Source organism: Streptomyces sp. NPDC001617 (genome assembly GCF_053596855.1).
Map to the genome: position 1 here is coordinate 77803 of NZ_JBSFHA010000032.1, position 20586 is coordinate 98388.

Here is a 20586-nt window from a genome sequence, read left to right on the forward strand (position 1 = left end):
GGTCGGGGGTTGCGTCTCGCGAGGGTCAGGCGCCCAGCGCCTGCTTCACCTGAGCAAGGCTCGGGTTCGTCATGACGACCTCAGTACCACCGTTGGAGGGAACTACCTGAACGGTCGGAACCGTCTGGTTTCCGCCATTCGCCTTCTCGACGAACGCCGCGGACTCCGGGTCCAGTTCGATGTTGATCTCGTTGTACGCGATGCCCTCGCGGTCCATCTGGCTCTTCAGCCGACGGCAGTAGCCGCACCACGTCGTGCTGTACATCGTCACAGTGCCCGGCATGTCTCTCGCGCTCCTTGGCTGCTGGGGGATCGGTGGTCGCAGAGAGGGAACGTACTTGGAAGGGCCACCATTCCCACACGCGGGGCCCGGCCGCACGTGACGCCTGCCGCATTAGTACGACAAGAGGTGTCTGCCTGTGGACAACCGCCGCACCCGTCTCCGGCGACCTGGCAGCATGGCGGTGTGACAGCAGCAACGCACTCCACGCTCTTCCCGCAGGTACCGGACTCGGCCGACGCGGTGCTCGAAGGGCTCGACCCCGAGCAGCGCGAGGTGGCCACCGCCCTGCACGGTCCGGTGTGCGTACTGGCGGGTGCCGGCACCGGCAAGACCCGGGCGATCACCCACCGCATCGCCTACGGGGTGCGCGCCGGGATTCTTCAGCCTTCCAGTGTGCTGGCCGTCACGTTCACCAACCGGGCCGCGGGGGAGATGCGCGGCCGGCTGCGCCAGCTCGGTGCCGCCGGTGTCCAGGCGCGCACCTTCCACTCGGCCGCCCTGCGCCAGCTCCAGTACTTCTGGCCGAAAGCGATCGGCGGCTCCATGCCCCGGCTCGTCGACCGCAAGATCCAGCTCGTCGCCGACGCGGCGGCCGCCTGCCACATCCGCCTCGACCGGGGCGAGCTGCGGGACGTCACCGGCGAGATCGAGTGGTCCAAGGTCACCCAGACCGTCCCCGCCGACTACGCGGCGGCCGCCGCCAAGGCCGGCCGTGACACTCCCCGAGACCCGGCCGAGATCGCCCAGCTCTACTCGGTCTACGAGGATCTCAAGCGGGACCGCTCCGTCATCGACTTCGAGGACGTCCTGCTGCTGACCGTCGCCGTCCTCCAGGACCGGCACGACATCGCCGAGCAGGTCCGGGCCCAGTACCAGCACTTCGTCGTCGACGAGTACCAGGACGTCAGCCCCCTCCAGCAGCGGCTCCTGGAGCTGTGGCTCGGCGAGCGGGACAACCTGTGCGTGGTCGGCGATGCCAGCCAGACGATCTACTCGTTCACCGGGGCGACCCCCGACCACCTCCTCGACTTCCGCGCCCGCCACCCCGGCGCCACCGTCGTCAAGCTGGTCCGCGACTACCGCTCCACCCCCCAGGTGGTCCACCTCGCCAACGGCCTCCTTTCCCAGGCCCGCGGTCGCGCGGCCGACCACCGCCTGGAGCTCGTCTCCCAGCGCGAGGCGGGCCCCGAGCCCCGCTACACCGAGTTCACCGACGAGCCCGCCGAGGCAGAGGGCGCAGCCCGCCGCATCCGCGAACTGATCGACGCGGGCGTCCCGGCGAGCGAGATCGCCATCCTGTTCCGCACCAACTCCCAGTCGGAGACCTACGAGCAGGCCCTCGCCGACGCCGGAGTGCCCTACCAACTGCGGGGCGCCGAGCGGTTCTTCGACCGCCCCGAGGTCCGCAAGGCGGGCGTCGCCCTGCGTGGGGCGGCCCGCTTCGGCGGCAATGACTCCCTCCTGGACGACGCCGTCGACCTGCCCTCCCAGGTGCGTGCCGTGCTCTCGGGCGAGGGCTGGACTCCGCGGCCCCCGGCCGGCTCAGGCGCCGTCAGAGAGCGCTGGGAGTCCCTCGCGGCCCTGGTGAACCTGGCGCAAGACTTCGCCGTCGCCAAACCCGGCGCCACCCTCGCCGACCTCGTCGCCGAACTGGACGAACGGGCCGGCGCCCAGCACGCCCCGACCGTGCAGGGCGTCACCCTGGCCTCCCTGCACTCGGCCAAGGGCCTCGAATGGGACGTCGTGTTCCTGGTCGGTGTCGCCGAGGGCATGATGCCGATCACCTACGCGAAGACCGACGAGCAGATCGAGGAGGAGCGCCGCCTCCTCTATGTCGGCGTCACCCGCGCCCGCGAGCGCCTGCACGTCTCCTGGGCGCTGTCCCGCTCGCCCGGCGGCCGCCCGAACCGTCGCCCCAGCCGCTTCCTGGACGGCCTGCGGCCCGGCTCCACGGCCACCGCCGGCCGTACCGCGGTGGGCGGTGCCGGAGGCGTCGAGCGTGGCTTCACCGGTAGACCGGGCATCGCCCCCCCGCGCCGCACCCAGCGCACCCCGGCCCGCTGCCGGGTCTGCGGGCGCACGCTCACCGACGCCGGCGAGATGAAGCTGATGCGCTGCGAGGACTGCCCCTCCGACATGGACGAGGGCCTGTACGAGCGGCTGCGGGAGTGGCGGGCGGACCAGGCGCAGCGCAGCGGACAGCCCGCCTTCTGCGTCTTCACCGACAAGACACTGGTGGCGATCGCCGAGGCCGTCCCCGACGACGAGCACGAGTTGGCGCGGATCCCCGGGGTCGGACAGCGCAAGCTCAACCGCTACGGAGCGGATGTTCTGGCCATCTGCGCAGGCCAAGTCCTTGGAGGAGACGACGAGAAGGACTGATCTGAACTCGTCGAAAAAATAGTTTGCGCATGCCCCAGCAATCCCCATAGGTTCTTAGCCACGGGGACAGAGGCCTTCTCGGAGGCCCTGATTCCGTGTTCTACTTGCATATCCGTCGGACTGGTTCACCCCAGTCCCCGAAGCGCCGAGAGGAGGCGAGTCCAGTGATCAGCATCAACAGCAGCTCCACCAGCATCGTCAAAATGACCGATCGCTCGGTCGTCGTCTCCCTGTGCATGCTCGGCGCCTCGAACCCGGGCACCGGTCTGTCCGGCATCGCTGCCGTGCGTCCGGCGTCCTCCGTGTCTCTCACGGGTCTTCCCATCCGTGAGCGCAATGAGCGACCGACGAAGGCACTGGAAGCAGTAGCGGCGCAGGCGCAGGCCTATGCCTTTACGGCGGCCGGTGCCGGAGGCCGGAAGCAGACGAAGCAGCACCACCTGATGTGGGCCTTCCGTGGGCCAGAACCCTGGAGTGATCCAGCCTGATCGGCGATCAGGCCGGCGCCTTCAGGGCCGCGGAACCCCATCCGGGATCCGCGGCCCTTCTGTTTTCCCCGAACGGGGACGACGGAGCGAAGGGGCCTCGGGACAACAGCAGAACCCGGTACCAGCCGCCAACCGGCCCAACAGGGCCGGCACGACCAGACGAGGAAGACCAACCGTGCAACTCGAAGCGCACGCCCCGTCCGTACCGCCTTCCGAAACGATCCCCCCGCCCGGCCTCACGGAGGACTCCACCTTGACTCCGCTCACCGCGCTCACCGCGCTCGACGACGCCATCGAGAGCCTCGGCGTACCCGTCCCCTGCCGTTCCTACGACCCGGAGGTCTTCTTCGCCGAGTCGCCGGCGGACGTCGAGTACGCCAAGTCCCTCTGCCGCACCTGCCCGCTGATCGAGGCCTGCCTCGCCGGCGCCAAGGAGCGGCGTGAGCCCTGGGGCGTCTGGGGTGGCGAGCTGTTCGTCCAGGGTGTCGTCGTCGCCCGGAAGCGGCCCCGTGGTCGCCCGCGCAAGAACCCGGTCACGGCATGAACACCGCAGGAACGATCGACCGCCCCCTCACGAACGACCCCAAGAAGCAGGCCCCGATGAAGCCGTCCACTTACGAGCCCACCGGCTCCGCGATCGAAGACCTCACCACGACCGGCGTGACCGGTTCGCGTCAGAACAGGACCCGAGAGATGCAACTCATCCCAGAAGCCCTGGCTCGTGCGCATATGCACGAGCGGCTGCATGAGGCCGAGCGGGAACGCCGGGCCGTGCGCCTGGCGGCCGCCCGCAGGATGCAGCGCCGAGCGGAGCGCGCCTCGCTGCGCGCCCGCCGGGCGCTCGCCATGGCGGTCATGCAGTAACCCATCACACCTGAAGCGGTGGCCTCCCGAACCCGGGAGGCGTCAGCTCCCCGCGGGGGCCGGTCCGTCCGAACGGACCGGCCCCCGCGGTGCGTTGTGACCGCCGAACGGCCGACCACGGAGTTATCGTCACCGGGTGACGAGTCTTCCCGGAGGCAGTGACGACCCGGGCTCCCCGGCGGAGCCGCAGCCCTTGGTGTGCGCCCGCTGCGGCACCTGGGCCGAAACCCCGCAGCCCACCTGGACCTTCTCCGTGGAGGACGGCACCCGGCAGTACATTTGCGACAGCTGCTCCCGGGAGAACCTCAGAGCGATCGAGGGGCGGCTGGACTCGGCCTGGTGGTAGGTCAGGCCTCCGCGGCCGACTCGTCCTCCATGTCCTCCTCGAACAGGAACCCCGGCAGCCACTCCTCCAGTTCCTCGCGCAGCCGTACCGTCGCCCCCAGCTGGCACAGCACGCCGATCGTGCTCAGCGTCACCCGGTGTATCAGGAGGTAGGCGGGGGGCAGGTTCAGTTGCTTGCCCAGTTGGTGGGCGGGGGAGCGGGGGTCGGCGACGCGGGCCGCCTGGCTGCGCATCCAGCCGCGGGTGAAGGTGAACTCGTCGGCACGGGCCGGTTCGATGATCGGCAGGAGGTAGTCGAGGACGGCCGCGGGGTCCAGCTCTATGGAGTCCTTGACGAAGCCCTCCTCGCAGAGGAGTTCGTAGACGGCCTCCGCCTCCCCGTCGAGGGTCATGCGCAGGGAGTCGCCGATCGGGGTCGGCAGACCGCCGGGGAGGCGGTCGACCGTGCCGAAGTCGAGGACGCCCAGGCGCCAGTCGTCCTCGCCGTCCGGGCCGCCGGGCAGCAGGCGGAAGTTGCCCGGGTGCGGGTCGGCGTGCAGGAGGCCGGTTCGGGCCGGGCCGGAGAAGAGGAAGCGGGCCAGGAGCTGGCCTGCGCGGTCGCGCTGTTCCGTGGTGCCGTCCGCGATGATCTCCGAGAGCGGGATGCCGTCCATCCACTCCGTGATCAGAACCTGGTCGCACTGGTGGACCACCGCCGGCACCACGACGTCCGGGTCGTCCGCGAACTCCTCGGCATGCGCCTGCTGGGCCTGGGCCTCCAGCCCGTAGTCGAGCTCCTCCGAGACACGGTCCTTGAGCTCCGCGATCAGGGGCTTGATGTCCATGCCAGGGATGAGCGGACCCAGAAGGCGGGCGAAACGGCTTAGTTGGTTCAAATCAGACAGGAGTGCCTCGCCGGCTCCCGGGTACTGCACCTTGACCGCCACCTCGCGGCCGTCCTGCCACACCCCTCGGTGCACCTGGCCGATCGAGGCCGCCGCGGCCGGCTTGTCCTCGAACTCCAGGAACAGGTCCTGCCAGCCCTCGCCGAGCCGCTCGCCGAGCACCCCGTGCACGGTGCGCGTGGGCATCGGCGGGGCCGCCTCCTGCAGCTTCGTCAGCGCCGCACGGTAGGGGCCGGCGACCTCCTCCGGCAGGGCCGACTCGAAGACGGACAGGGCCTGGCCGAACTTCATCGCACCGCCCTTGAGCTCGCCGAGCACCTTGAACAGCTGCTCCGCCGTGCGCTGTTGCAGCTCGCGGCCGACGATCTCCGCGGACTCGCCGACGATCCGCTTGCCCAGTCCCCAGGTCGCCCGCCCGGCGAAGCCGAGCGGGAGCGCGGCGAGCTTGGCGGTCCGGGTGACCGCCTTGCGGGGAAGATCAGACATGCGCCCTCCAAGTCCCTGCCGGCCGCGCCGCGTCTGCCTTACGGCACAACGCCTTCGGCGACCGCTGCCCCGCCATTGTCTCGTGCGAATCCCCGTCCTCGGCGATGTGTTCTCCCTTACTTACCTTCTCCGTCGCCCCGCACGGGCATGCCGGATGCGCCCAGACCGGCCGGGCATGCCAGTTCAGCCCGGGCAGCGAGACCTCCCAGCGGGCGCCGGCGCTCGCCGGGAGATGACCGTCGAGGAACGCGAGCGCGTGTGCCGCCGCCAGCCCGGCCACCGTCGTGGCCAGCGTCAGGTCGCAGGGCCGCACCTGCCGTGACCTGCCCGCACCCGAGCGCCACTGCGTGACCAGGCGGGGCCAGGCCGGATCCCGGTCCGTGCGCCCCTCGTGCAGACAGCCCGCACAACCCGTCTCGCCGGGCAGGACGAGGGGGCCGACGACGCCGGTCGCTTCCACCACACCGGCGTACAGATGGGGCGTACCCGAGGTGACGAGGGTCTCGGCGGCGGACGGTGCCGGTGCATGGACGGAGACGTCGTCGCGCGGGGCCAGGATCACCAGCGAGAAGCCGGGGTCGCCGTCCGAGGGCGGTGTCGTGGGGCTGCGGCGCGGTCGGCGGTCCGGTGCGGAGCGGCGTACGGCCTGGCGGGCGGCCTCGTCCCTGCGCGCGCCGATCGATTCGGCGGGCAGTCCGCCCGGCGTGACGTCCCACCGCTCGACGCGGCCGATGTCCCGGACGTCGACCTCGCCGACCCCCGCGGCCGCCAGCAGTGAGGCCAGCAGCGCACCCACCCGGCCCGCGCCGCGCACCTGCACCCGCAGCGAGCGGCGGGCGGCCAGGCGCCCCATCGCGTCGCCCGGCTCGGTGGTGAGCAGGGACAGCGAGGCGAGGTCGGGACGCAGCCGGTCGAGGACGTCCTTCTTGCCGCGCAGGGCGTCGGCGGCCGGACCGCCTCCCTTCGCGTCGTCCAGGAGGCCGGCTCGCTCCAGCCGCTCCACCAGCATGTCGACATGGCCGTCGGGGAGATCCATGCGGCGCCCCTCCTCGCGCAGCAGCGACAGCCCGCGGGTGCCGTTGAGCAGATCGAGAAAGCTGCTCGTCGCCGGGTCCATCGGACCCAGCGTCATCGCGTGCGCCGGAGTCATCCCGAACTGCACCGTGTTGAGATCACGCCAGCCGCGCCGGAGCGCGGGTTTCACCAGTGGAGCGATCGCGGCCGTCCCGTCCGCCGCGCACGTCGATTCGATTGCATCCATGAACAGGCCCCCGTAGCCCTGAGAGAACATCCCCGTCCGCCGGTGAAGATTCGGTCGGTGACCGCCCGGCGGTCGGTCGATGGTCGGTCGACGGGCGATCGCGGCTTCCCCGGCGGGACCCAGCATGCCCGGACCGGGCGGCGGCTGCCGAAAGTTGTCCACAGGCGGTGGGTATTCGTCGTACAAATCAAACGCTCGGTGGGGGATCGAGACGGAACCGTCCGGGAGGCGGGACTTCCCCCGTGTGCAGCGGGTAACGTCGGGGCGTGCCCGCCGACCCACTGCACAGCGCCGGAATGCCACAGCGCAGCACGACGAGCCAGCCGCCGAGCGGCTCGGGGGCGAGCGCGATCGAGGTTCGCAGGAGTGCCCGGCGACGCCGGACGGTATCCGCGTACCGCGAGGGCGATCGCACCGTCGTACTCATCCCTGCCCGGATGTCCGAGGCGGAGGAACAGCGCTGGGTCACTGTCATGCTCGACAAGCTGGCCGCGCAGGAGAGCAAACGGGTCCTCGGCGACGCCGAACTGGCCGAGCGCGCCGAGCGGTTGTCCGCGCAGTACTTCGACGGCCGGGCGCGGCCCACCTCGGTGCGCTGGGTCACCAACCAGAACACCCGCTGGGGCTCGTGCACCCCGTCCGAGGGCAGTATCCGCCTGTCGCACCGGCTGCAGGGCATGCCGGAATACGTCGTCGACTACGTCCTCGTCCACGAGCTGGCGCATCTGCTGGTGCCGGGGCACGGGCCCCGTTTCTGGCGGCTGTTGGAGGCCTATCCGCGCACCGAGCGGGCCCGGGGCTATCTCGAAGGAGTGGTCGCCGCCGAACGGTTGCCGCATCTTCCGGGCGCTCGCGGGGAGTGACGACCGCTTCCGGCCACGCACGGGTGTTGTGTACCGGGTCTGTACCGGCTTCATGCGATGTCGGAGTTTGCCGTTAGCCTGGCGCGACGCACTCGCATTCGGGATGGGGGACGGTCGTTACGCATGGCCAGGGAATTCCAACGCGGCCACAAGGCCAGGATCAGTGACCTCACCGCGGGCACCGATCTGTACGTAGGCGTGCAGATCAGCGGCCCCGGACTGACGTTCGACATCAGCTGCTTCGGCCTCGACGCCGACGAACGGCTCTCGGACGACCGCTACTTCATCTTCTTCAATCAGCCGAAGTCCCCCGAGGAGTCCATCCAGCTCCTCGGAGCCCAGGCCGGTGACACGGAGTCCTTCCGGATCACGCTGGACAAGATCCCGCCGCAGATCCAGAAGTTGTCGTTCACGGCGACCATCGACGGCGCCGGGCAGATGTCACAGGTCGCCCCCGGATACGTCCGGATCGTCGCGGGCGGCGAGGAGGTGGCCCGGTACGCCTTCAACGGCTCCGAGTTCACCACCGAACGGGCCGTGATGCTGGGCGACTTCTACCTGAAGGACGTCTGGCGGTTCGCGGCCGTCGGCCAGGGCTTCGACGGCGGCCTGGAGGCGCTGCTGAAGAACTTCGGCGGCGAGGTCATGGAAGAGGAGGCGCCCGCCGCGCCTGCCCCGCAGCAGCCGCAGTCCGGCGCCGCTCCCGGCTTCGCACCGCCCGCGTTCGGCGCCCCGGCCGCCCCAGCTGCTCCAGCGCCGGCTCCCGTCCCTGCTCCGGCTCCTGCTCCGGCTCCGCAGGGCTTCGCCCCGCCCCCGGGTGCGACTCCGCCCCCGCCCGGCGCGCCCGCGCCCGTCCCGAACGTGCACGCCGCGCCCACCATCGTCGCGCCCATGGCCCCGCCCGGTGGCGCCCCCGTGCCCCCTCCGGGGCCGGCGCCCACCCCGTACGGCCAGCCGCCCCAGCAGCAGCCGTACGGACAGCCGCCCGGCCAGATGGCGCCGCCGCCCGGATACGGCCAGCCACCGGCGCCCCACGCCCCGGCCCCGCCGCCCGGCTACGGTCAGCCGACCGCGCCCCCCGGCTACGGTCAGCAGCCGCCCCCCGGCCAGGTCCCAGGCCAGCAGCCGGGCGGGTACGGCGTCCCCCAGGGCGGTGCCGGAGTGACCGCAGCGCTGTCGATGTTCAAGGAGACGCCCACCGGGCAGCGCTGGACCCTGCAGAACAGCAAGCTCGTCCGCGTCGACCTCGGCATGGGCGGCCAGCCCGTGCTCGCCCGTCAGGGCAGCATGGTGCTCTACCAGGGCAAGGTCGACTTCGGCTACAAGGGCGCGGGCTTCGCCGGCCGGATCGTGGGCAACGCGACCGGCCAGGAGATGCAGCTGATGCGCTGCACCGGCCAGGGGCAGGTGTTCCTCGCCGAGAACGCCACCTATCTGCACCCCATCGAGCTCCAGGGCGACGCGATCTGTGTCTCCGCCGAGAGCGTCCTCGCCTTCGACGAGAGCCTCCAGTACGAGGTCCGGCGCATCGAGGGACACGGCATCCCCGGGGGCGCCCTGTTCACGATGCAGTTCCAGGGGACCGGCACCATCGTCGTCAAGACGCACGGCACGCCCGTGGTGCTGCCCGTCACGCCCACGACGTTCGCCGACGCCAACGCGGTGGTCGCCTGGTCGGCAGCCTCCCAGGTGATCGTCTCCAGCCAGGTCCGTATGCGGCGCAATGCCTACCCGGGCGACACCGGCGAGAGCGTCAACTTGCAGTTCCGGGGAGCCCCCGGCAACTTCATCGTCGTCCAGCCGTACGAGGTCTGAGGGAGCCCGTCATGAACCAGCCGCTCGCGGGCTACGCCCCCGCACCCGTCACCGCCCGTATGGAGAACCACGGCGACCACATGCTCAAGGTCGCCATGCAGAGCGGGCAGGACCTCTTCGCGCGCGTGGGGTCCATGATCGCCTACGAGGGCTTCGTCCAGTACGAGCCCAACCCGCCGGCCGTGCGCCAGATCGCCCGTGACTGGATGACCGGCGAGGGCGCGCCCCTGATGAAGTGCTCCGGCGACGGACTGCTCTACCTCGCCGACTACGGCGCGAACGTCGTCGTCATCAACCTCAACGGCGACGGCATCTCTGTCAACGCCACCAACCTGCTCGCCTTCGATGCCCACCTCACCTGGGGTGTCGAGCGGGTCAAGGGGCTCGCGAAGTTCGCCGGACAGGGACTGTGGAACACGAAGATCTCCGGGCAGGGCTGGGTCGCGCTGACCTCCCGGGGCAAGCCGATCGTCGTCGACTGCGGCGGTGGCGAGGACGAGACCTACGTCGACCCGGACGCGCTCGTCGCCTGGTCCCCGAACCTCAAGGTGAAGGGCAAGCGCAGCTTCAAGGCGCAGTCGCTGATCGGCCGCGGCAGCGGCGAGGCCTACCAGATGGCCTTCTCCGGTCAGGGCATCGTCGTCGTCCAGCCCAGCGAGGACAGCACCGACCGCCTCCGGTTCCGGGGCTGAGGGGGAGCCAGAAACGCCATGCAGAGTCCGCTTTTCGCCTTGAACGACTCGCAGTCCCAGGAGCGCTACAGCCTGCAGAACAAGCAGCTGCTGCGGGTCGCCCTCACGGGCCACGACGACATCCTGGCCCGCAAGGGCACCATGGTCGCCTATCAGGGGCTCGTCGAGTTCGACGCCGAGTACCAGAGCACCAACCAGGCACGCGCGCGTGCGTACACCGGTGAGGGTCTCAGCCTGATGCGCTGCCACGGGCAGGGCACGGTCTACTTCGCCAACCTCGCCCAGCACATCCATGTGGTGGACGTGGAGCAGGACGGCCTGACCGTCGACAGCAGCTACGTCCTCGCGATGGACTCCTCGCTGCACCACGAGGTCATCGCCGTCGACAGTCTTTACGGCATCTCCGGCTCCGGGAAGTACCAGCTCAACATCACGGGCCGCGGCAAGGTCGCCCTGATGACGTCCGGCGCCCCGCTGATGATGCAGGTCACGCCGGACAAGTACGTCAACTGCGACGCCGACGCGATCGTCGCCTGGTCGACCGGGCTGCGCGTGCAGATGCAGGCGCAGACGCACTCCTCCGGGGTGTGGCGGCGCCGGGGCAACACCGGCGAGGGCTGGGAGCTCAGCTTCATGGGCAGCGGCTTCGCGCTGGTCCAGCCGAGCGAGCTGCTGCCGCCGCAGAACGCCCAGATCGGTTCGGGCCTCGCCGCGCAGTACGGCATGGGGCAGCACGGGGCTCGGGCGCAGAACCAGGGGAACGTCTGGAGCTGAGGGCCCAGCAGGCAGAGGTAAGGGGCGCTCGCCGGTGCGGGCGCCCCTTGCCCATGGCCGGGCTCAGAGCCTGGCGCGTGTCGCCTCCAGCAGTCTTACGACCGATTCGTCCGCTACGGACGCCACCTCGTCGTACGCGAACCAGCGCAGGTCGAGGGACTCGTCGCTGATCTCCTGGACGGCGCCGGGAGGGGCCACGACCGCGTACTGGACGTCGAAGTGCCAGTGGCAGGGGGCCGGGATCGGGTGGCGGTCCAGGCGGACCGGGCCGCCCGGCAGCAGCGTCAGACCGCTGATGCCCGACTCCTCGGTGGCCTCGCGCAGGGCCGCGGCCTCCAGGGAGGTGTCCTCCGGCTCGCAGTGACCGCCCATCTGCAGCCACATCTGCAGCTTCTTGTGAAGCGTCAGCAGAACGCGGTCCCGCGACGGATCGATCACCAGGGCGCTCGCCGTGATGTGGCCCGCCTGGCAGGCCTTCCACATGCCGTCCGGACGGGCCGCCAGATGGTCCAGATAGGCCTGGCGCAGCTCCTCCTGGCCCTCGTAGCCCTTGAGTACGAGGACCGCGTCGTCGTACAGGCTCACTCGGTGTCGTCGTCCTTGTCGTCCTCGTCCTTCTTGAGATTCCGCTTCTCGGTGGAGCCGCCCGCCGCCTCGCCGAGCATCTTGTCCAGCTCGGAGAAGTCCAGCTGCTCGCGGTGGACGAAGCCGTCCGGGTCGTCCAGGTCGGAGGCGGTGGGGAGCATGTCCGGGTGGGACCAGAGGGCGTCGCGGCCGTCGACCCCGCGCGCGTCCGTGAGCGAGGCCCACAGGCGGGAGGCGTCGCGGAGACGGCGCGGACGCAGCTCCAGGCCGATCAGCGTGGCGAACGTCTGCTCCGCCGGGCCGCCCGTCGCACGGCGGCGGCGCAGGGTCTCACGCAGCGCGTCCGCGGACGACAGGCGCGGCTTCGCGGCCGCGTGGACCACCGCGTCCACCCAGCCCTCCACGAGCGCAAGGGCCGTCTCCAGACGGGCCAGGGCCGCCTTCTGCTCGGGCGTGTCCTCCGGCTGGAACATGCCCTGCTGGAGGGCGTCCTGCAGCTGCTCGGGGTTCTGCGGGTCGAACTGGCCGACCACGTCCTCCAGCTTGGCGGTGTCGACCTTGATGCCGCGCGCGTAGCCGTCGACCGCGCCGTACAGGTGCGAGCGCAGCCACGGCACGTGCGCGAAGAGACGCTGGTGGGCGGCCTCGCGCAGGGCGAGATACAGCCGCACCTCCTCCTTCGGCACGCCCAGGTCCTTGCCGAACGACTCGATGTTCACCGGCAGCAGCGCGGCCTTGCCGGCCGGGCCGAGCGGCAGGCCGACGTCGGTCGAGCCGACGACCTCGCCGGCGAGCACGCCGACGGCCTGCCCGATCTGCGTGCCGAACATGGCGCCGCCCATGGAGCGCATCATGCCGATCAGCGGGCCGGCCATGGCCTGCATCTCCTCCGGCAGGACGTCGCCCATCGCCGCGCCCACGCGCTCGGCGACCGGGTCGACCAGCTCCTGCCAGGCGGGCAGGGTCGCCTCGACCCACTCCGCGCGCGACCACGCGACGGCGGAGGCGGCGCCGGACGGCAGGGAGGTGGCGTCGTCCAGCCACAGGTCGGCCAGGCGGACGGCCTCCTCGACCGCGGTGCGCTCGGCCGGGCCGACGCTCGCGTCCTTCGTGCCGTCCGACGTGCCCTGGGAGACCGTCTGACGGGCGATCTGCTTGGCCATGTCCCAGTTCACCGGGCCGCCCTCGTACGAGAGCATCTGGCCCAGCTGCTGGAAGGCGGCGCCCAGGTCGGTGGGGTTCAGCGAACCGAACATGGCAGCGAGCGGGTTGTCCGCACCGGGGCCGCCAAAGCCCCCGGCGCCGGGCAGCCCGCCGAAACCGAACGGGTTGGCCGGGCCCTGACCACCACCGCTCTGCTGGTCCTTCTTCTTGCCCTCGTCGCCGTCTTCCGGCTCCTCCGGCGGAAGGCCGAATCCGAATGGGGTGTCACTCACGGGATTCCTCGGCTGGTAAGGCCGCCGGTTGTCTCCGACGGCACGGCTGCCCGATAACACCACCCAGCGTAGACACCATGGGCGGTTCGGGCCTCGGTGCTTCGCCGACTCTTGGCCTGCGGCAGGATGGATGCCACCTGGTACGGACGCGTCACTCGCGTTCTTACTGAAGACAACCGCTGGAGACGCCCGGTGAGTTCCCCAGATCCGCAGGTTCGCGCAGCGCGAAACGAAGCAACCCCGCCGACGGTGCGCGGGCCCGTCGTCGCGGTGACCGGTGCCGCGACCGGCGTCGGAGCGCTGCTCACCGAGCGGCTCGCCGCGTCGGAGGAGATCAAGCAGGTCATCGCCATCGACGAGCGGCGCGGCGAGTGCGCGGCGGCACAGTGGCACATCCTCGATGTGCGGGATCCGGCCATCGCGGAGAAGTTGCGCGGGGCCGATGTGGTGGTGCATCTGGCGCTCGATCTCGACCTCGAGACCGACGCGGCCGCCCGAACGGCGTACAACGTACGGGGGACACAGACCGTCCTGACCGCCGCCGCGGCGGCCGGGGTCCACCGGGTCGTGCTGTGCACCTCCTCGATGGTGTACGGGGCGCTGCCGGACAACGAGCTGCCGTTGTCGGAGGACGCCGAGCTGCGGGCCACGGCCGAGGCCACCGGAGTGGGTGACCTGCTGGAGATCGAACGGCTCGCGCGGCGCGCGCCCCGCGCGCACCCGGGGCTCAACGTCACCGTCGTACGCCCCGCTGTTCTGGTCGGAGGCACCGACACCGCGCTGACCAGGTACTTCGAGTCGCCTCGGCTGCTTGTCGTCGCCGGGTCGCGGCCTGCCTGGCAGTTCTGTCACGTCGAGGACCTGTGCAGTGCCCTGGAGTACGCCGTCGTGGAGAAGGTCGAGGGGGAGCTCGCGGTCGGGTGTGACGGGTGGCTGGAGCAGGAGGAGGTCGAGGAGCTCAGCGGGATCCGGCGGATGGAGCTGCCGTCGGCGGTCGCGCTCGGCGCCGCGGCTCGGCTGCACCGGATCGGGCTGACGCCTTCGCCGGCCGGGGATCTCGCGTACACGATGTACCCCTGGGTGGTGAGCGGGAGCCGGCTGCACGACGCCGGGTGGCGGCCGCAGTGGACCAATGAGGAAGTGCTCGCAGAACTGCTCGAGGAGGTCTCCGGGCGGCACACGGTTGCCGGGCGGCGCCTGGGGCGGAAGGACGCGACGGCGGCGGGGGCCGCGGGGGCGACGGTGGCGCTGCTGGGTGCGGCGGCCGTGGTGCGGCGGGCGCGGAAGGCTCGGCGGCGGATCTGAGGGGGCGGGCGTCCGGGTTTCTCGCCCCCGCCGCCCCTGCCCATCCCCTCCCCAGGGGCTGCCGCCCCTTCGACCCCGTCCAGGGGGCTCCGCCCCCTGGACCCCCATCGGCCCGAAGGGCCTCGTCCTCAAACGCCGGACGGGCTGGAATACAGAGGCCCGGTGTGGAGAGGGTGGGGGTTCGGGATGGTGGTCTTTCGTCTTTGCGCGAGGTTCTGTAGGACGCTCCAAAGCTGCACGCGCGCGTGACTGGTGAAAGTCGTATTCCGCGTTGTCAGACGTGTGAGGCACGATGGGCGCATGGCATCTATCCACGACCATCCCGGCGAGCAGGCTGCGTACGACCCCATCAGGCTCATCGCCGTGCGTGAGACGCCGCTCTCCGTGGACGAGGTCTTTCGGGCCGTCGGGGACGACGCGGCCGGGGGAACCACGCTGTTCGTGGGGACCGTGCGGAATCATGACGGGGGTGCCGATGTGGATCGGCTCGGGTATTCGTGCCACCCCAGCGCCGAGGCCGAGATGCGGCGGATCGCGGAGAAGGTCGTCGCGGAGTATCCGGTGCGGGCGTTGGCCGCTGTGCATCGGGTGGGGGACCTGGTGGTAGGGGACCTCGCCGTCGTCGTCGCCGTTTCGTGTCCGCACCGGGGGGAGGCCTTCGAGGCCTCTCGGAAGCTGATCGACGATCTCAAGCACGAGGTGCCGATCTGGAAGCACCAGACCTTCTCCGACGGCACCGAGGAGTGGGTCGGCGCCTGCTGAGCTCTTCCGCCGACGCGGGTGAAATCCCTGAGTCGGTCCTCCGGTTGCGTAACCGCACCCCTGGCGTGAGCGTTGTCAGTGCGGATGGTTAATCTGCTGATCAGTCAGTTCTTGCGGTCGCTCACCGGGGTTGGGAGGTCGGCGTGGGTGCGCTCGTCTGGTTGTTGATTCCCTTGGTGGCCGGGATCGCCGCCGGTCTGTGGGGCAGTTGGGCCAACCGGACCCGGAAGATCCGCAGCGACGGACCCGAGCTCGACGGGTACGCGCGCTTCCGCGAAGCCATGGACAAGTCCCACTCCGGTACCTGAGCAAGGGGTGGGGTTGACGGTCCGCTGACAGGAGCGTCCCGTACTGTCGTGGCATGCCACGCCGCACCGCGACGATGCTCGCCTCCACCCTGATGCTGATCGCGCTCCTGTGCGCGGGTGTGTTCCTCCCCGTGCCGTATTCGGAGATGTCGCCCGGACCGACGGTGAACACGCTGGGGGACCACGACGGCGAGCCGGTGCTGCAGATCTCCGGGCGCAAGACCTACGCGGCCAGCGGGCATCTCAACATGACCACGGTCCGGGTCACCAGTGCCGACTACAGGATGAACCTCGTCGAGGCCGTGTACGGGTGGCTGGCCCATGACAACAAGGTCGTGCCGCACGACACGCTCTACCCGGACGGCAAGACCGAGGAGCAGTCGACCCAGGAGAACGCCGAGGAGTTCAGCCAGTCCCAGGAGAGCGCCAAGGTGGCGGCTCTCAAGGAGCTCGGCATCCCGGTGAAGTCCTGGGTGATCGTCTCCACGGTGGTGAAGAACTCGCCCGCCGAGGGCAAGCTGCACGCCGGGGACGTCATCAAGGCCGTCGACGGTACGACCGTCAAGGAGCCGACCGACGTCGCCAAGCTGGTGACCAAGCACAAGCCCGGTCAGGACGTCGTCTTCACCGTCGTGCCCGCCAAGGAGCAGGCCGCCGCCGAGAAGGCGAACAAGACGGCGACCAAGACCGCGAAGGTCACGATCACCACGGCCACGTCCGACGACAGTGGCGCGAAGCGGGCCATCGTCGGGATCTCGGCGGGGACCGATCACACCTTCCCGTTCACCATCGACATCAAGCTCGCCGACGTCGGCGGGCCCAGCGCCGGTCTGATGTTCTCGCTCGGCATCTACGACAAGCTCACCCCGGGCAACCTCACCGGCGGCAAGTTCGTGGCCGGCACCGGCACGATCGACGACGGCGGCAAGGTCGGCCCGATCGGCGGCATCGAGATGAAGACGGTCGGCGCGCGCAGCAAGGGCGCCCAGTACTTTCTGACGCCCGCCGAGAACTGCGCGGCCGCCGCCAAGGACACCCCGAGCGGGCTGCGGCTGGTCAAGGTGAACACCATCGGCGACGCCCTCGGCGCGCTGAAGGACATCCGCAGCGGCGACACCGCCGACCTGCCGAAGTGCACGACCAAGGGCTGACACGGCACGGGTTCGGTACGGCGACGGGGGCGCCCTCGATGCAGAGGGCGCCCCCGTCGTCGTACGTGAGGAGGTCAGTCCTCGAACGTCGCCGACAGTGCCTGAGCGAGGCCCGGGACCAGGTCGCCGCCCGTGAGGACCTCCGTCGGGGTGTCCTTGTCGCGCAGGCGCAGGGCCGACTCGCGGGTGCCGTCGCGCAGGACCGCCACCGTCATCCGGACCTCCTGACGGTCCGGGTGCTGGGCCACCCACTGGGTGAGCTTCTTCTCGTTCAGGCCCTCCGGGACCGACGCCTCCGCGGACGGCGGCAGCATCAGCCGCTCCACCGTGAGCGCGCAGCCGGCCACCGCGTCGGGCCAGGCGATCGTGCCGAGGAACTCGTCGAGCGGCTTGCCCGTGGGAACCTCGTCCTGCTCGATCGGGGTGAGACCGGTGGACTCCTGTTCGTCCTCCAGGCCGAGCTGGGCCGCGAGAGCGGGTTCCTGGGTCCGCAGTCGAGCGGTGTCGACGAGGGCGAAAAGGCGGGCGGGCTGGTCCCAGCCGAGGCCGGAGGCGTACTCGTCGATCTCGAGTACGGCCCGGGTGAGCGGGTTCGCTGCCATGGGGGTGTTGGACATGGTCACAATCCTGCCTCGTTCATGGCCGGAATCGGGAACCGAGTAAACGGTGAGTAAGTTGCATAGGTGTGGGCCCACGATCACGGGGGGCCACGGAAGGTCCGTGAAGACGCGGACCTGACGAACCGACAGCGACTTCGAGGTGCGCACCTTGGCTTTCCAGATGCCGGACCGCGGCGGAGGCCCGACGGGGCCACGGATCAGAGTGGGCCGCCCGTCCCGGCGTGTCCGGACCCTGCTCATGACACTGGGCGTCCTTGCCGTGCTCGGCATGGCGTTCACCATGTTCGCGGGCTTCTGGACGGACTGGCTCTGGTACCGCTCCGTGAAGTACTCGTCCGTCTTCACCACCACCCTGTGGACCAAGATCGGGCTGTTCTTCGTCTTCGGCCTGCTGATGGCCCTCGCGGTCGGCCTCAACATCTGGCTCGCGCACCGGCTGCGACCGCCGCTGAGCGCCATGTCGATGGAGCAGCAGAACCTCGACCGCTACCGGATGGGCATCGCGCCGTACAAGAAGTGGCTGCTGCTCGGGATCACCGCCTTGGTGGGCCTGATCGCCGGTGCCTCGGCGTCGAGCCAGTGGCGCACCTGGCTGATGTGGGTCAACGGCGTGCCCTTCCACCAGAAGGACCCGCAGTTCCACCTCGACGTCTCCTTCTACGCCTTCGACCTGCCCTGGTACCGCTTCCTGCTCGGCTTCGGCTTCGCCGCCGCGATCCTCTCCCTGATCGCCGCCGCGCTCACGCACTACCTGTACGGCGGTCTGAGGATCACCTCCCCGGGCGCGCGTGCCACCGGCGCCGCGACCGGTCATCTCTCGGTGCTGCTCGGCATCTTCGTGGCCCTGAAGGCGGTCGCGTACTGGCTCGACCGGTACGGCCTCGCGGTGAAGTCCAGCGACTTCAAGGCGACGGACAGCTGGACCGGCCTGAGGTACGTCGACGCCAACGCGTACCTGCCGGCGAAGACCATCCTGTTCTGCATCGCCGTCATCTGCGCGCTGCTGTTCTTCGCCACCCTGTGGCGGCGCACCTGGCAGCTGCCCGTGATCGGCTTCGGCCTGATGGTGCTCTCGGCGATCCTGATCGGCGGTCTCTACCCGGCGATCGTCCAGAAGTTCCAGGTCCAGCCCAACGAGCAGGCCAAGGAAGCCCCGTACGTCCAGAAGAACCTCAAGGCGACGCGCGAGGCGTACGGCATCGACGACACCAAGGTCAGCGACTACTCGGGCACCAGCAAGACCACGGACAAGACCAAGCTGCGCGACGACGTCGACTCCACGGCGAGCATCCGCATCCTGGACCCGAACGTGGTCTCCCCGACGTTCCAGCAGCTCCAGCAGATCAGGAACTACTACGGGTTCCCGACCAACCTGGACGTCGACCGCTACACCAAGGACGGCAAGATCCAGGACACGGTCATCGGTCTGCGGGAGCTGAACCTCGCCGGCATTCCGAAGAACAACTGGATCAACGACCACTTCCGCTACACCCACGGCTACGGCGTGGTCGCCGCCAAGGGCACCGCGGCGGACGCCAACGGCCAGCCGGTCTTCACCGAGTCCGATCTGCCCTCCACCGGTGACCTGGGGGAGTACAAGCAGCAGATCTACTACGGCGAGAAGACGACCACGTACTCGATCGTCGGCGGTCCCCAGAAGGAGATCGACTACTCCGACGACAGCGGTGAGAAGACCACCAGCTACAAGGGCAAGAGCGGCGTCAACCTCGCCAACCCGATCAACCGCGCGGCGTACGCGGTGGCGTTCAGCGAGCCGCAGATCCTCTACTCCGGGGCGATCGGCGAGGGTTCGCGGATTCTGTACAACCGCACGCCCAAGGAGCGCGTCGAGGCGGTGGCGCCCTGGCTGACCATCGACGGCGACGCCTATCCGGCGGTGGTGGACGGCCGTATCCAGTGGATCGTCGACGCGTACACGACGACGAACGGATACCCGTACGCCTCCCGTACGACCCTCGGCGATACGACGGCCGACTCGCTGACCGCGAGCAACAACTCGCGCGCGGTGGTGGCCCAGCAGAACCAGGTCAACTACATCCGCAACTCGGTGAAGGCGACCGTCGACGCGTACACCGGCCAGGTCAAGCTCTACCAGTGGGACACCAAGGACCCGGTCCTGAAGACCTGGATGAAGGCCTTCCCGAACACGGTGAAGCCCAGGACCGCCATCTCGCACTCCCTGATGGACCATCTGCGCTATCCGCAGGACCTGTTCAAGGTCCAGCGCGAGCTGCTGACCCGCTACCACGTGACCAACGCGCAGACCTTCCTCACCGGCAGCGAGGTGTGGCAGGTGCCCAACGACCCGACGAACCAGTCGGGCAACGCGGTGCCGCCGTACTACCTGAGCATGAAGATGCCGGACCAGTCGGCACAGACGTTCTCGCTGACGACGACGTTCACGCCCAACGGGCGTGACAACCTGAGCGCGTTCATGTCGGTCGACGCCGAGGCGGGATCGAGCGACTACGGCAAGATCAGAATCCTGAAACTGCCGACGAGCACGACGGTCGACGGACCCAAACAGGTGCAGAGCCAGTTCAACTCCGAACAGGACATCGCCGAATCGATCAAGCTGCTCAAGGGCGGCGACTCCGACATCGAGTACGGCAACCTGCTGACCGTGCCGCTCGACGGAGGACTGCTGTACGTGGAGCCGGTCTACGTACGCGGTGGTGGACTCAAGTACCCCCTCCTGCGCAAGGTGTTGGTCAGCTACGGCGACAAGACCGCGTTCGAGGACACGCTCGACCAGGCCCTCAACAAGGTCTTCGGAGCGGAGAGTTCGACCACTCCACCACCGGACCAGGGGACGACCACGCCACCGACGTCCAGCAACCCGACGGTCCAGCAGGCGCTCGACGATGCCCAGAAGGCCTTCGACGCCGGCCAGACGGCCCTGAAGAAGGGGGACTGGAAGGCGTACGGCGAGGCTCAGAAGGACCTCGAGGACGCGCTCAAGCGGGCCGAAGAGGCACAGGCCAAGGCCGACAAAACCAGTGGCGGCAGTGGCAACAAGGGCAGTAGCACCCCGAGTCCGAGCGGCAGCCCGAGCAGCAGTCCCAGCCCGAGCAAGAGCTCGGGCAGCGGCTGATCAAATGCCCGTCCCGCGTCGTGATACGGTTGCCGAACAACGGCGCGGGGTGGAGCAGCTCGGTAGCTCGCTGGGCTCATAACCCAGAGGTCGCAGGTTCAAATCCTGTCCCCGCTACTGAAGTCGAAGGCCCGGATCCATCAAGGGTACGGGCCTTAGTGTTTTTG

The 20586-nt window shown here is 69.8% G+C and carries 20 protein-coding genes and 1 tRNA gene; 15 read left to right on the forward strand and 6 right to left on the reverse strand.

Annotated features, from left to right (window positions below; all coding sequences use genetic code 11):
• Positions 1-25 precede the first annotated feature (25 nt).
• Positions 26-283: a glutaredoxin domain-containing protein gene (locus ACWC09_RS24325; RefSeq protein WP_450852682.1), complete on the reverse strand. Its 258-nt coding sequence runs from the start codon at positions 281-283 to the stop codon at positions 26-28.
• Between the two features lie 183 nt (positions 284-466).
• Here ACWC09_RS24325 and ACWC09_RS24330 point away from each other — a divergent pair, with 183 nt between their 5' ends.
• The 5 genes from ACWC09_RS24330 (at position 467) to ACWC09_RS24350 (ending at position 4363) form a co-directional block, all read left to right on the forward strand.
• Positions 467-2665, forward strand: coding sequence for an ATP-dependent DNA helicase UvrD2 (locus ACWC09_RS24330; RefSeq protein ID WP_450852683.1), 2199 nt, complete (start codon positions 467-469; stop codon positions 2663-2665).
• Between the two features lie 164 nt (positions 2666-2829).
• Positions 2830-3153 carry a hypothetical protein gene (locus tag ACWC09_RS24335; protein ID WP_450852684.1) on the forward strand — a complete coding sequence of 108 codons (324 nt, stop codon included), beginning with the start codon at positions 2830-2832 and terminating at the stop codon, positions 3151-3153.
• 175 nt (positions 3154-3328) lie between these two features.
• Positions 3329-3697 carry a WhiB family transcriptional regulator gene (locus tag ACWC09_RS24340; protein WP_356356047.1) on the forward strand — a complete coding sequence of 123 codons (369 nt, stop codon included), beginning with the start codon at positions 3329-3331 and terminating at the stop codon, positions 3695-3697.
• Entirely contained in the window at positions 3694-4017 is a 324-nt protein-coding gene (locus ACWC09_RS24345; protein WP_450852685.1) for a hypothetical protein, read from the forward strand. The genes ACWC09_RS24340 and ACWC09_RS24345 overlap by 4 nt, the downstream gene beginning before the upstream one ends.
• 136 nt (positions 4018-4153) lie before the next feature.
• The gene (locus ACWC09_RS24350; protein ID WP_450852686.1) at positions 4154-4363 is read left to right on the forward strand and encodes a hypothetical protein; all 210 of its coding nucleotides are present in this window, start codon (positions 4154-4156) and stop codon (positions 4361-4363) included.
• A 1-nt stretch (position 4364) separates the two neighbouring features.
• On the opposite strand, the gene ACWC09_RS24355 is transcribed toward ACWC09_RS24350, so the two are convergent.
• Positions 4365-5732 carry an ABC1 kinase family protein gene (locus ACWC09_RS24355; protein WP_450852687.1) on the reverse strand — a complete coding sequence of 456 codons (1368 nt, stop codon included), beginning with the start codon at positions 5730-5732 and terminating at the stop codon, positions 4365-4367.
• Positions 5725-6948, reverse strand: coding sequence for a TOMM precursor leader peptide-binding protein (locus tag ACWC09_RS24360; protein ID WP_450852701.1), 1224 nt, complete (start codon positions 6946-6948; stop codon positions 5725-5727). The genes ACWC09_RS24355 and ACWC09_RS24360 overlap by 8 nt, the downstream gene beginning before the upstream one ends.
• 311 nt (positions 6949-7259) lie before the next feature.
• On the opposite strand from ACWC09_RS24360, the gene ACWC09_RS24365 reads away from it, so the two are divergent.
• The 4 genes from ACWC09_RS24365 to ACWC09_RS24380 all read left to right on the forward strand — a co-directional run bounded on the left by ACWC09_RS24365 (position 7260) and on the right by ACWC09_RS24380 (position 11137).
• Positions 7260-7856 carry a M48 metallopeptidase family protein gene (locus ACWC09_RS24365; protein ID WP_450852688.1) on the forward strand — a complete coding sequence of 199 codons (597 nt, stop codon included), beginning with the start codon at positions 7260-7262 and terminating at the stop codon, positions 7854-7856.
• A 123-nt stretch (positions 7857-7979) separates the two neighbouring features.
• Positions 7980-9671 carry a TerD family protein gene (locus ACWC09_RS24370; protein WP_450852689.1) on the forward strand — a complete coding sequence of 564 codons (1692 nt, stop codon included), beginning with the start codon at positions 7980-7982 and terminating at the stop codon, positions 9669-9671.
• A gap of 11 nt (positions 9672-9682) precedes the next feature.
• The gene (locus ACWC09_RS24375; RefSeq protein ID WP_450852690.1) at positions 9683-10363 is read left to right on the forward strand and encodes an AIM24 family protein; all 681 of its coding nucleotides are present in this window, start codon (positions 9683-9685) and stop codon (positions 10361-10363) included.
• Positions 10364-10381: 18 nt separating this feature from the next.
• Positions 10382-11137 (forward strand): AIM24 family protein, encoded by a 756-nt coding sequence (locus ACWC09_RS24380; protein ID WP_450852691.1) that lies wholly within the window; start codon positions 10382-10384, stop codon positions 11135-11137.
• 63 nt (positions 11138-11200) lie between these two features.
• Here ACWC09_RS24380 and ACWC09_RS24385 read toward each other — a convergent pair whose 3' ends face one another.
• Complete coding sequence (locus tag ACWC09_RS24385) at positions 11201-11722, reverse strand: NUDIX hydrolase (RefSeq protein ID WP_450852692.1); 522 nt, start codon at positions 11720-11722, stop codon at positions 11201-11203.
• Complete coding sequence (locus tag ACWC09_RS24390; RefSeq protein ID WP_450852693.1) at positions 11719-13158, reverse strand: zinc-dependent metalloprotease; 1440 nt, start codon at positions 13156-13158, stop codon at positions 11719-11721. Before ACWC09_RS24390 ends, ACWC09_RS24385 begins: the two co-directional genes overlap by 4 nt.
• Before the next feature lie 192 nt (positions 13159-13350).
• Here ACWC09_RS24390 and ACWC09_RS24395 point away from each other — a divergent pair, with 192 nt between their 5' ends.
• The 4 genes from ACWC09_RS24395 to ACWC09_RS24410 all read left to right on the forward strand — a co-directional run bounded on the left by ACWC09_RS24395 (position 13351) and on the right by ACWC09_RS24410 (position 16684).
• Positions 13351-14463: an SDR family oxidoreductase gene (locus ACWC09_RS24395; protein ID WP_450852694.1), complete on the forward strand. Its 1113-nt coding sequence runs from the start codon at positions 13351-13353 to the stop codon at positions 14461-14463.
• Positions 14464-14763: 300 nt separating this feature from the next.
• Positions 14764-15225 (forward strand): molybdenum cofactor biosynthesis protein MoaE, encoded by a 462-nt coding sequence (locus ACWC09_RS24400; protein ID WP_450852695.1) that lies wholly within the window; start codon positions 14764-14766, stop codon positions 15223-15225.
• Between the two features lie 143 nt (positions 15226-15368).
• Positions 15369-15533, forward strand: a complete 165-nt coding sequence (locus ACWC09_RS24405; RefSeq protein ID WP_450852696.1) for a hypothetical protein — start codon at positions 15369-15371, stop codon at positions 15531-15533.
• 53 nt (positions 15534-15586) lie between these two features.
• The gene (locus ACWC09_RS24410; protein ID WP_450852697.1) at positions 15587-16684 is read left to right on the forward strand and encodes a YlbL family protein; all 1098 of its coding nucleotides are present in this window, start codon (positions 15587-15589) and stop codon (positions 16682-16684) included.
• A gap of 74 nt (positions 16685-16758) precedes the next feature.
• Here the strand turns inward: ACWC09_RS24410 and ACWC09_RS24415 are convergent, their stop codons facing one another.
• Complete coding sequence (locus ACWC09_RS24415) at positions 16759-17301, reverse strand: PPA1309 family protein (protein WP_450852698.1); 543 nt, start codon at positions 17299-17301, stop codon at positions 16759-16761.
• Between the two features lie 163 nt (positions 17302-17464).
• On the opposite strand from ACWC09_RS24415, the gene ACWC09_RS24420 reads away from it, so the two are divergent.
• Positions 17465-20419 carry a UPF0182 family membrane protein gene (locus ACWC09_RS24420; RefSeq protein ID WP_450852702.1) on the forward strand — a complete coding sequence of 985 codons (2955 nt, stop codon included), beginning with the start codon at positions 17465-17467 and terminating at the stop codon, positions 20417-20419.
• A 43-nt stretch (positions 20420-20462) separates the two neighbouring features.
• Positions 20463-20536: transfer RNA gene (locus ACWC09_RS24425), tRNA-Met, on the forward strand.
• Positions 20537-20586: the final 50 nt, after the last annotated feature.